This is a genomic window from Nonomuraea zeae (genome assembly GCF_005889725.1).
GTDB lineage: Bacteria > Actinomycetota > Actinomycetes > Streptosporangiales > Streptosporangiaceae > Nonomuraea > Nonomuraea zeae.
Genome location: NZ_VCKX01000355.1, coordinates 1 through 11493 on the forward strand (window position 1 = coordinate 1; position 11493 = coordinate 11493).

Here is an 11493-nt window from a genome sequence, read left to right on the forward strand (position 1 = left end):
CGCAGACGCCTGACCAGGCACAACCCCCACGCCTAGTGACACGCCGCATCAGCACGCCCGCAAGCGTTTCCCCAGCTCAGACCCCAGATCTATGTGTCTTTCCTGCTACACATCTGCGGAACGCGGGCATCACGGCGTCGGGGAAAGCGCAGAGAGTCCGTCGGCGGCCCGCCTCGCCGCGGTGGAACGGTCCGTTGCCGGCTATCCGAAATACCCGCCTGGCCGAGGCGTAGGGTTCGGTGGTCACGACTTGTCGACGAGGGTCATGATCAGGGCGATGCCCGTCCTCGCCGCAATGTCCGATCACGGGCGCGTGGTGGACGTCGTGGCGGCCAGGACATCATGTACTCGCTGGCGGTGAGTGGCTAGCCATCCCAGATGCGCCGGCAGAGGTCCAGCGCGCGGGCGACATTGCGGCGAAGCCGGGCCTGGATGAATATCCAGCAGGCGTGCTGCCAGGGCCTGAGCACGTCGGCGGGCAGGATCCGGCAGGCAGGGATTCGGCGGACGGTCGAGACAGGCATCGCCTCGATGATGCCTCGGCCGACCGCTTCGCCGGCCGGGTCGCCGCTGCTCCACCGGGCAGCGGCACTGCGGTCTCGGCCGCAGGGTGAACTTCGAGGCGAACTCCGCACCTGGCGTGATCGAGAGGACCGCGCTTTATGCCCCGGGTATCCTCCACGATCAGAAGGCAGATCTGGAGCGCCAGGTGGCCCGGCCGTCGGAGCGGGCGGCCAAGGCCGGGGCCCACAGCGGTGCGGGTTGAGGCCGAAGTCGGTCGGCGGAAGACCAGCACTCAGTTGCTGGCCCCAGACACCTGGGCCGCCATTTCCCGCAGCACGTCGTCGATGGGGGTGGGCGTGACGCCGAGGACTTTGCGGGCCGAGGACGCGTCGAGGATGTTCGGCCGGTCGTACAGGTACAGCATCTCAGGGAACTCGGCCATGATGGAGTCGGTACGTCCGATCTCTTCCAGCTCCTGCGATGGCATGTGGCGCAGCCGGGGAGCGGGTGTGTCGGCGGCCGCGGCAAGGTGGCCGGCAAGGTGGCGCACCGAGATCTCGGACGTGGACGGCACGTGCCAGGCCCGTCCCCACGACTCCTCGTGGCGAGCGGCGGCGATGAGCGTGCGCGCCGCATCTCCGGTGTAGGTCCAGCTGTGCGCCACGTCCAGATCGCCGGGATAGGCGGCAGGCCCGCCGGCCAGCACCTGCGCCCCGACCATCAAGGTGAACGGCGAGTAGGCGCCGGCCCCGAGAAAGTCGCTGGCCCGGACTTCGGTGACCCGCAGACGGCCCGCCTCGTGAGCAGCGCGGGCATCGTGCCACATCTTGGCCCGGACCTGGCCCTTGCGGCTGGTCGGCGCCATCGGCAGCCCTTCGACGACGGACCCCTCGATGGGCCCGTAGCCGTAGGTGTTGCCCAGCATGACGTAGTCGGCGCCGCCGCGTTCGGCGGCCGACAGCAACGCCGCAGCCAGCGGTGGCCATTCGGCAGGCCAACGGTCATAGGGCGGCATCGCGCAGTTGAACAACACCGCGGCCCCGGCGGCCAGTTCCGTCAGCCGGGCGGCGTCGCTCGCATCGGCCGGCCGTCGTTCTATCAGCGGATGTACCGGGCCGCCCCCGCGCCGGGTGACAAGACGCACCTGCTCGCCCTGATCGGCCAGATGGCGTGCGAGGGCGGATCCGGTAGCTCCGGCGCCCACGATGACGTGCAAGGACATGATCTTCTCCTCTTTCATGCGTGCGCCACCACCCTGCACCGCGGCTGATCGGTAAGATAGTGGCCCGAATGCCATACATCTGGAGGTTCGGGCCATGCATCGCGTCGCCGTCATCGCCGTCCCGCCGGCCACAACGTTCGACCTGTCCATCCCGGAACTGATACTCGGTGAGACGACCGTGGACGGCTGCCCCGGCTACGCTGTAGGCGTTTGCACCGCCGAGCCCGGCGTCGTCGCCAGCAACGGCGGCCTCCACATCACGGTCCCGAACGGACTGGAGATCGTCGAGGACAGCGACACCGTCATCGTCACCGGAACCGGCGCCCGCGACGACATCGAGCCACGCGTCCTGCAGGCCCTGCGCCACGCCGCGGACGCGGGCAAACGCATCGCCTCGATCTGCACCGGAGCCTTCGTCCTCGCCCAGGCAGGACTGCTGGAGGGCCGCAGCGCCACCACCTACTGGGCCAAGTCGGAGGAGTTCCGCGGCCGCTTCCCGTCGGTCGATCTGCGCCCGGACGTGCTCTACGTCGAAGACGGCAACGTGCTGACCTCCGCCGGCCTGTCCGCCGGCATCGACCTGTGCCTGCACCTGGTGCGCAGCGATTACGGCGCGGCCACGGCCAACGCCGTGGCCCGCCTCGTCGTGGCCGCGCCGGTACGTCCCGGCGGGCAGGCCCAGTTCATCGCCTCCCCGCTGCCGCCCGAAACCGGCACCTCGCTCGCCGCCACTCGGGCATGGGCGCTGGAAAGACTGCACGAACCGCTTACCCGGGCCGCACTGGCGGCCCATGCCCGCACCAGCGTCCGCACCTTGACCCGCCGTTTTCACGCCGAGACCGGCCTCAGCCCGCTGCAATGGCTGCTCTATCAGCGGATCGAGCTGGCCAAGGAACTACTGGAGAGCACGGACCTGCCCATGGAGCAGGTGGCGCAGCGCAGCGGCCTGGTGACCACCGACTCCCTGCGTCAGCACATGTCACGCCGGACGGGCCTCACGCCCAGCGCCTACCGGGCCGCCTTCACACGACGGGCGGCACCGCGCAAACACGCGCCCAGTAGCGCTCGGCCCAGCCCCTCATCTCCAGCACCCGCTCAATCCAGCCTGGCGAGGCGGCCGTGATCGCCTCCAACGCCGCACGCACACTCTCCCCGGCCAGCTCCAGCCGGTTCAAGTCCCGCACCGCACTGATCACATGGGTTGAGTCGCTGCGCTACTTACCCCACTCCTTGACCAGCCCCTTGTCCTCAGCCTGATCAGTAACAGGTCCAGAACCTTCTCCTGCAGGCCATGCGCGGCCACCCGGGACCGGAACTCACTCAGCACACCGCGATCGAAGCCCGGATCCTCCAGTTCCGTGCTGTGAAGTCGGTCCGGAGCGCGGTACCGGCCTTTCGACCGGCCCGTTTCTCCGGACCGCTTCCCGCACCCGCCGTGCGCCTCTCAACGCAACGGGCGCTCCGCAAGTCCCAAGGGAACTTTGAGGGTTGCGCTTCATCCCGTGAGCGGCCATGGAGAAGGGATGACTGATCCGCGGTAGCGGTAGCGCGTGGTGCGCACCTTTGCAGGGCGGAACAGTTCCCGTTCCTCGCTGGCCGGCCACCAACCGCCGCCGCAGAAACGGCGGCGCAGGTTCTTCCAGTTCATCCGGGGGTGTTTGCGCCGTAGCCACCAGATCACCCGGCCCCAGACGGGGACGAGCACTGCACCCGGCCCAGATCCGCCAGATTCGAGCCGGTGGAAATGTTACGGGGCTTCAGACGCTGGTTCCTCTCGTACGGCTTCTCGTCTTGCTTGCCCGGCCCGGCCCGCACCGTCTGGCAGTACCGATACGTCCCGTCGTTGTCAGGGCTGCTTACCGCCCTCCTGCGCGTCTCCGCGTTCAGGCTGCCCTCAGCTTTACCGGCCTGCTGCGACAGACCGGCAGCGGGGTCCTTTCACCCCCGCCCGGAACAGCAGCGCCTCGTGGCGCACCAGGGCGTACTTCCAGTCCATGCCGTACCTGGCCCGGTCGACAGCTGCCCGATCCGACAAGTTCTCCACCTTCTGCAGCGCGATGATCAGCGCGAGCAGACCCGGCACCCCAGGACGTCCCCGACTGCCACACGCGGCAGCGAGCTGCCGAACGGGGCAGGGCCGGGAGCGGCCTTGAGGGAGCGGGCGGCGCAGGGGCGCGCTCGGCTTCTCACTGGCCGACCGGGTCCGGGCGGATGCGCGCCCACCCGGCGCTGGCTCGCCTCCGGCTGCTCCCGGATTCCCAGGTCAGAGGCCGAACGCCCGCTTGAGCGCCGTCACCCGAGCTTGATGGGCCCGCTTGCTCACCGCGACGCCGGGCAGCATCTGGTCGAAGCCGTGGAAGGCTCCCGGATAGAGGTGGAGCTCGGTCGAGACCCCGGCCTGCACCAGTCGCTGCGCGTAGTCGAGGGCTTCGTCCCTGAACACCTCCAGCTCGGCGACGTCCACGAACGCCGAGGGCATCCCGGAAAGGTCGGCAGCGCGGGCCGGGGCCGCGTACGGCGGGACGTCGTCAGTGCCGGCCCGGTCGCCGAGCAGCGCCGACCAGCTGAACAGGTTGTTCTCCCGAGTCCACACCACGGCCTCGGCGAACTCGTGGCTGGACGGCGTGATGTTGCGGTCGTCGAGCATCGGGCCGACGAGGAGCTGGAAGGCCACCTCGGGGCCGCCCTGGTCCCTGGCCAGCATGGCGATCGCAGTGGCCAGCCCGCCGCCCGCGCTGGCCCCGCCCACGGCCAGCCGACCCGGGTCGATGCCCAACTCGGCGGCGTTCTTGGCGACCCAGACCAGCCCGGCGTAGGAGTCGTCGAAGGGCGCGGGATACGGGTGCTCGGGGGAGAGCCGGTACTCCACAGACACCACGACGACGTCGAGCTGCTCCACGAAGTCGATCATCATGGTGTCGTCCATCTCCGGAATCCCGAGGATCGTGCCGCCGCCGTGCATCCAGTAGAGTCCCGGCCGGCCGTCTCCCTGCGCCTCCGGCCGGTAGATCCGCAGCCGGATGTCCGGAGCCCCTTCAGGCCCCGGGACCATGAGGTTTTCGATCGACACCCGTGTGTCGGGAACGGGCGCGGAGGCCATCATCGCGTGTATGTGCGCCCGCTGCCCGGAGAGGGTCTCCATCGACAGGGACAGATCGGTCGCTCCAAAGGGGATCTGCTCGATCGCGGCGCGGAGCTCGGGATCGAGATTGCGAGGCAATGCCATGAGGTTTCCCTTCAGCGGAATTGGTGCGGTTACTTCTTGATGGTCAGTGCTCTCGGCCATGGCGCACAACCGCCGTCCGGCGGCCTTTTCCCACCTCAGTCCCGCCGTTCGGCGAGCAACTCCACGACCGTTCGCGGTCCGTCGTCGCCATCTGCCAGAAACGCCCCGATGAGGCCTTCTCTGACACTATTTGCAATGCCAGCGCCCCACCCACTGAGCACTTTTCGTGCGCTCAGCGGGGCAGGAGGTGAAGCCGTGACGTAGCGGTGGATCTCGTTGTTGTACGTCTGGAGACGGGCGGGGTCGAAGCCCAGCGCCAAAAGCCCTGGTGGGGGAGTGACGGTGCGGTCCACAGCATAAACAGGGTGGGCCGCGCGGCGAGGTTCCTGCTGGGCAGGGCCTTTTCCGACGCGGCCTCCCTCCGAACCACGCGGACTAGTTTCCCAGTACGTGGCTCTCCAGCGATTTATGCCACGTTCGCGACGGGGTGCCGGTGGTGGATGGCCTCGTGACAGGGGTGGCAGACCACCAGGGTCTTGCGCCGCATCCTGGTCATGAGGGCCGCCCACGCGGGCTGGTCTGTTCCGAGTCCGTCGAGCTGAGCGAGTTTGCGGACTTGGTGCACGAGCACCTTGGCCGGATCGCCGCAGAGCTCGCATCTCCGTTTCAGAAGCCGGGTGACCAGCTCCTTGCGAGGATGAGGACGTGGGGTCAGGACGCGGTCGTCGAGCTTGGCGTCCTTGTTCCGTGCGAGAGGCATCCCGCCGAACCGGGCGACCAGAGGCTGCTTGCCGTCGCGTTCAACGCGGGCTTCAAAGCAGGTGCGTATCCCGTACGGAGTCTGGATTTTGGCCCTATGCTTGGCCGCCATCTTCGAGACCGAGGATTGGTGCTTTGCCGCCAGCGTTTTCAGCATCGACGTCTGAGCGATCCAGTAGGGCGGGTGAAGGCGCCAGACGTCGATGGCGAGCAGGTAGTACTGGACGATGCCCCTGTATTGTGCGCCACATGTTTTGACGATGTCGTAGTCGTCGAGGTTTTGCATGGCGCTGATGTGCCAGGGTTTGCCATGGCGCAGGTAGGGGCCGCATTTGGTCTTGATCACATCGAGGGGCACCCGCAGTGCGATTATTCCGTTGACCGATCGGCGGCCGTTGGTGAGACGGGTGTTGTTGTCCTGTGTGATGATCTCGTATCCGAGGAATCGTGCCGCTCGGGTGCGGGCGTGCGTGATCAGGGTCTTGCTCGGTGACATTTCCCGGTTGAGTTCTTCGCGCAGAAATGTCGCCAACTGATCTTTGATGTCTTCGGCTTCGGCCTTTGGCCCGATGAAGCCCAGCAGGTGGTCGTCTGTATAGCGCGAGTAGCGCAGTCTCCGATAGCCGGGATCGTGTGGGTCCCGGCTGGGTAGACGGCGTCGCTGCCGGCGTAGTTCCCGGACAGTGGTCCGGTCGCCACGCCGCTGTGCCTGTCGAAGAGGGTGTCGCGTTTCTTCGTAGGCGGGGTTGGGCCTTCTGCTGACTCCCTTGGTGTGTTGCGGGATGAGAACCGTCTCGACGAACTGGTCGAGCTTGTGCAGGTAGATATTGGATAAGACGGGTGATGCCACGCCGCCTTGTGGAGCGCCGGAATGTGTGGCGCGCCAGGTCCAATCCTGCAGATATCCGGCTGTTAACATGTTGCGTATCAGCCGCAGGAACCGGCCATCATGGATTTTCTCCGCCAGGACCTTGATCATGATGTCGTGATCAAGGCTGCCGAAGCAGTCGGCAATGTCGCCCTCGATGAACCAGACCGTGCCGGTCCAGGTCTGCTCGATCTGCCGAACGCGGTGTGGCAGCCCCTTCTCGGCCGATATCCATGTGAGTGACTGGAGAACTGCGGCTCGTAGAACGCTTCCAGGAGAAGGCGAACTACTTCACCCACGAGTTTATCCGACCCAGGTCGGCAATCCGAGCGGACGCAGTTTTCCGTCCTTCTTCGGGATGTGAGTGCGCCGCGCCGGAGAGAATCGGTAACGCTCGTGGCGCATCGCCGCGATGATGGCATCGATTGTCTCCTCGGACATGCCGTCCGCCGTTTCCTGGCTAGCCAGGCGTCATCGCCCGGTGGTTGGAGTAGACGCCCTTAGGCCAGCAGATACAAGTCCTTGTTGAACAGTTGTCGATACAGTTCGTTGCACGGCAGACCTTTCTGACCGTATTCGGAATCGATCGTCTAGCGACCTGCCGTCCGGTGCGCAGGTCCCAGACCACGCCAAGCTGAGCCTCGGTGCTCACCCACGCCCAGGCGACCATATGGGAGCCGTCGGCGGACAGGTTCGCCATGCCCAGCGAGCAGTCCACCGGAACGGTGTCCACAGAGGATTTTCCGCAAAGGCCCCGGCGTAAGCGCGAGCAACATCTCAACAGGACGTTCCGGTTATACCGAACAGAATTCATGTTCTGTCTGGTATAGCTCTCGGTAGCCCGTTTACGCCACCGTCTCGTTCTTCGGGCAGTTCGTAGGCGCCAGGTTCTCGCCCAACACCGTTCACGCCAAGCTCTCCGCAGCGGTGGTGATCGAGAGCTCGGGCTGAGACGCCCGGGGCAACCCGACCAGCCGTACCCGGATGAGAGCTGATCGGCAAGCTGGCGCACGTGCCCAGCCACGCACGGGATCTTGAAACGGATGGTGAAGCAGCCCTGGAACGGCCGGAGGGCACCGCCTGGCAGGTGGTGTACCCGGCGCTGCCAGGCGGGGAGAAGACTTTGCGGACGCTGGCCAAGGAGCCGATGGCCAGCGAGCGGGTCCGCTACCAGCTGCGCGGCTCCGATCGAGGGCGTGGTTGGCAGACGTGGATCGAATCCATCGCTGACGCCGAGAGGGCCGAACCGAACGCATCATGTACGAGATGTGCGTGCTGATCGCCCTGCATGGGCACTACGCTGCCGGTAGATCTACGTCGCGGGCGCCGGGCGGTGGCGGATCCGGAGGTTATCTGCCTCGGGACATTGAGGACGACCGCGACGTTCACTACACCGCCCTGGCCGAGTCGGTCGACGCCGCGGCGTTCATCGCCGACCTGAAGAAGCGGATGGCGGCCAGGCATGCTGGCGGGTGATCGGCACTTTCGGAGCTGCCTGGCCGTACCCGTTCGATGGTCACTGGAAGGGTTTGTGGTCTTGCTTGCAGGTGGTGCCTTTGGTGGGGAGCGTGCCGTTGATGAGGTAGGCGGACTCGTGGGCCTCGGCGCAACTGCTCTTGTTCTGGATCACGCCGTGGCCGATGCCGTTGATCGTAAGCAGGCGGGCGTTCGCGAGTTGGCGGGTCAGGATTCTCGCGTTCCTGTAGGGGTCCGACGGGTCGAGTGTGCTGGACATGATCAGGATCGGGGCGGAGGTGCGCCGGTTCCACGGGCCGGTGTAGCGGTCACTGTCCATCGGCTGCCAGGTGGCGCATGGTGCCAGCTTCCAAGCCGCCAGCCTGCCGAAGTCTCCGCTGCGGCGGGCGGCCCAGTCGGCCTGCCTCCGGTAGCTTGCCGGGTCGGCAGGGCGGTCGATCTCCGAGCAGATGACCGCGCCGCCCTGCTCGATACCCGCGTACCTCTCCTCGACGGCCGCGGCGCCGGAGGCCGAGCGCGGGCGCGGGCGGGCGGCCGCTGGGGTTTCGCGTGCCTGCCACAGCCCTTGCAGCAGCTCTGCCGCCTGCGGCCAGCCATGGTCGACGTAGCCGGGGATCGGCTTGAGCACGTCGAGCGCGCCGCCAACGGCCGCCACCGCCGAGGCCCTGGTGAACATCTGCTCGCCCAGCCGGATCGGCCCCTTGGCCAGCCGCGCCATCAGCTTGCTGTACTTGTGGCGGGTTGAGGCGCCCGCGGCGAACGCGCACCGCTCCCGGCCCGCCGCCCCGCATAGGTCGAGGAAGGTGTTCAAGGTGCGCAGCCGTTCTTCGTCTTCGCGCAGTCGCAGCGCGGCGCCGAGCCGTTCGCCTTCGTTGCCGCGGCCCGTCGTGTACGCCACGGGCTCCAGGACCGCGTCGAGCACCATCGAGCGCACGTTGCTGGGGAAGAGGTTGGCGTAGGTGGCGCCGAGGAATGTCCCGTAGGACAGCCCGTAGTAGTTGATCTTTGATTCGCCGACGGCCTGGCGCATCCTGTCCAGGTCCCTGGCGGCGTTGGCGGTGGAGACGTGCGCCAGCAGGGTCGGGTTGCGCTCGGCGCACAACTTGGCGAAGTGCGCCCAGCCCTTTTGGAAGGCCTGCTCCTGCTTACGTCCGACCGGGAAGCCCGCGGCCATGGAGGACAGGAACCTGTCCTCGTCAGCGGCGCTGGGGAAGCACTGCACGGCCGTGCTCTCACCGACGCCGCGCTGATCGAAGCCGACGAGGTCGAAGCGCTCGCGCACGGCCGCGGGAAAGCGGTCGTAGAGCTTGGGCAACGAGGCGGTCAGCGCCTCACCTGGCCCGCCGGACTGGAAGAACAACGTGCCGATCCGCTCCCCGGTGGCCACCCGCTTGATCAACTTGATGTCGAGCTGTCGTCCCCCGGGCTCGTCGTAGTCCATGGGCACCTTCAGAGTGGCGCACTGGTACGCCTTTCCCGCCGTACATTGCTCGTCCCAACGCAGCAGGGACGTAGGCGCCGCACGAGCAGAAAGCGGCACCAGCACCCCAACGAGCGCAACAACGGACACGCCGGCCAGAATCTTGCGGATGCTGTACAACACGTGCCTTCTTCTTTCGTTCGCGCAAGGTTGACAAGGTCCACTCTGCTCAGAAGAACAGCCACGATCGTTCCTGTGCGCCCCCGGATTGCCGGTAGGGACTGCCCCACCATGTCCAGAACATCGAAAACACCCGCGCCATGCTCAAACGCCTGGTCAGCCTGGGCATTGTGGTGGAGACCGAGCCGGGGTTTGCTCGCTCAGCCGCATCCATGCCTGGCAACGAGCCCGTGACCAGCCCTCCTCATGTAGCGCAAGCGATCAAAGGGGCGTCAACTCGCGAACCGCCCTCTGATCCTTGTGATCACGCAATGCCGCTTCGGTTCTGTTGTCCGGGCGGCACGACGAGGCGGAGCGCAGGACTCCGCGCAGATCTCCGGCCTGCTGGATGTCGCGCAGACGGGCCAGGTCCGGCTCGGTGAACGCCGCCGCGCCCCAGCATCAGGTCCGGCTTGCGCCCGCTGACCAGCACCCCGGGGCCCTCGGCGAAGCGTTACTGCCGGTCGCCCGTCGCGGCGGACAGTTCCAGGTAGAGCAGGTACGGCTCGATCCATGGGCCGCTCGGCCCCGCACCGGAGCGGAAGGCGGCCAGCGCTCCGCCCTTGTGCCAGACCTGCACCGCGAGCAGCGGCTCCAGCGGCGTGTCCGGCAATGCCTTCGCCGCCGCGTCGTCCAGGCCGGTGAGCAGCTCTGCGCAAGCGCCCCGGCACGGGGTCGGTGGGCTCGACGGTGATGGCGACCAGGTTGGCCACAGGTACAGGCCCCGCGTGCGGGAATTCCACCCGGCTGATCTCGAAACCTGATGGCTCGGGTCGAGCGACATGGATATAGAAGGACACGCCAGTCCTAACAGACTGTCGGCTTCGACCACCAGCCAGCAGGCCGGCGGCCTTGCGCAGCCGCTTGTTGTAGCCGGGCTGCTGGGCCAGGTAGGGGAAGAGGTGGCGTAGGTGGGCACGGGCATGGCGGAGCCATTTGGCCTCGGAGGGGAAGCCGAGTATGGCCCGCATCGTGGCGAGGGTGACCAGTTCGGCATCGCTCAGGCGGGGCGTAATGCCGACCGGCGGGCGCCACGGCGCCAGGTCGGGATGCTCCTTCAGGATGTCGTCGGTCGTCGCCTAGAGTGCTGTCGCGAGGGTGTCCACGTCGTTCGTCACAAAACGATCTTGGATACCCTCGTTCTCGTCTCCGCAGGCACCCCTTGGACCACACCACCAGGAGGAACCAGTGTCATACCCGCAACTGCTCACCCCCGAGGAGAGGCTCGCCGACGCGAAGAAGCAGCTGAGCCTCCCGCGTATCGTCGTGATCTGCGGCTCCATCCGATTCATGACCGAGATGACCGAGGCCGATCTGCGGGAGACCAAAGCTGGAAAGATTGTCGTCAAACCGGGCTGTGACATGAAGTCGCCGCACGAACTTTGGTCCGATCCTGCCGAGGCCGAGGCGCTGAAGGTCCGACTCGACGATCTGCACCGAGCGAAGATCCGGCTCGCTGATGAGGTGCTCGTAGTCGGCGACTACATCGGAGACAGCACCCGAGCCGAAATCGCCTACGCCCGGTCGCTGGGCAAGCCCGTGCGGTTCACGCACCCCGAAGTCGACCCCGACGCCTGACCGCCCACCCCACACCCTCCGCAGGCACCCCTTGGAATTGATCATCTAGGACAAAGAGATTGCACGGACCGTATGAGGGCCGTATATGGAGTTGTGAGGCGCCTAGCAGATTCCGGACAGTCGGCTACATAAGCTGACAGAAGTCTGGAAGAGGTAGGTACGTGGCAAGGCGTCGCAGGCAGTTCTCGCCGGAGTTCAAGGAAGAAGCCATCCGCATGGTG

10 protein-coding genes and 1 pseudogene are annotated in these 11493 nt (G+C 66.7%); 3 read left to right on the plus strand and 8 right to left on the minus strand.

Translation table 11 applies throughout. From position 1 onward, the window contains the following. Positions 1–365: 365 nt before the first annotated feature. Positions 366–524 carry a hypothetical protein gene (locus ETD85_RS63985; RefSeq protein WP_170247350.1) on the minus strand — a complete coding sequence of 53 codons (159 nt, stop codon included), beginning with the start codon at positions 522–524 and terminating at the stop codon, positions 366–368. Between the two features lie 272 nt (positions 525–796). Further along, the gene (locus ETD85_RS54225; protein ID WP_138697686.1) at positions 797–1726 is read right to left on the minus strand and encodes an NAD-dependent epimerase/dehydratase family protein; all 930 of its coding nucleotides are present in this window, start codon (positions 1724–1726) and stop codon (positions 797–799) included. 94 nt (positions 1727–1820) lie between these two features. Between ETD85_RS54225 and ETD85_RS54230 the strand changes: the two genes are divergently transcribed. Further along, entirely contained in the window at positions 1821–2849 is a 1029-nt protein-coding gene (locus tag ETD85_RS54230; RefSeq protein WP_138697680.1) for a GlxA family transcriptional regulator, read from the plus strand. Positions 2850–3626: 777 nt separating this feature from the next. Here the strand turns inward: ETD85_RS54230 and ETD85_RS54240 are convergent. The 3 genes from ETD85_RS54240 to ETD85_RS54250 form a co-directional block, all read right to left on the minus strand. Beyond that, positions 3627–3896 (minus strand): transposase, encoded by a 270-nt coding sequence (locus ETD85_RS54240; RefSeq protein WP_476739310.1) that lies wholly within the window; start codon positions 3894–3896, stop codon positions 3627–3629. Positions 3897–3989: 93 nt separating this feature from the next. Next, positions 3990–4952 (minus strand): alpha/beta hydrolase, encoded by a 963-nt coding sequence (locus tag ETD85_RS54245; RefSeq protein ID WP_138697683.1) that lies wholly within the window; start codon positions 4950–4952, stop codon positions 3990–3992. Positions 4953–5418: 466 nt separating this feature from the next. Further along, on the minus strand, positions 5419–6810 hold the full coding sequence (locus ETD85_RS54250; protein WP_338087258.1) for a reverse transcriptase/maturase family protein: 1392 nt from the start codon (positions 6808–6810) through the stop codon (positions 5419–5421). 1035 nt (positions 6811–7845) lie between these two features. Here ETD85_RS54250 and ETD85_RS54255 point away from each other — a divergent pair. Beyond that, entirely contained in the window at positions 7846–8055 is a 210-nt protein-coding gene (locus ETD85_RS54255; protein ID WP_138697684.1) for a hypothetical protein, read from the plus strand. Between the two features lie 40 nt (positions 8056–8095). On the opposite strand, the gene ETD85_RS54260 is transcribed toward ETD85_RS54255, so the two are convergent. The 3 genes and pseudogenes from ETD85_RS54260 to ETD85_RS67790 all read right to left on the minus strand — a co-directional run. Then, positions 8096–9496, minus strand: coding sequence for an alpha/beta hydrolase (locus ETD85_RS54260; protein WP_138697685.1), 1401 nt, complete (start codon positions 9494–9496; stop codon positions 8096–8098). 652 nt (positions 9497–10148) lie between these two features. Beyond that, positions 10149–10307: a hypothetical protein gene (locus ETD85_RS63990; RefSeq protein WP_170247351.1), complete on the minus strand. Its 159-nt coding sequence runs from the start codon at positions 10305–10307 to the stop codon at positions 10149–10151. Positions 10308–10530: 223 nt separating this feature from the next. Further along, a pseudogene (locus ETD85_RS67790) lies at positions 10531–10758 on the minus strand (IS982 family transposase); the annotation flags it as partial. 124 nt (positions 10759–10882) lie between these two features. On the opposite strand from ETD85_RS67790, the gene ETD85_RS54270 reads away from it, so the two are divergent. Continuing rightward, positions 10883–11272, plus strand: coding sequence for a TIR domain-containing protein (locus tag ETD85_RS54270; protein ID WP_170247352.1), 390 nt, complete (start codon positions 10883–10885; stop codon positions 11270–11272). Positions 11273–11493 lie beyond the last annotated feature (221 nt).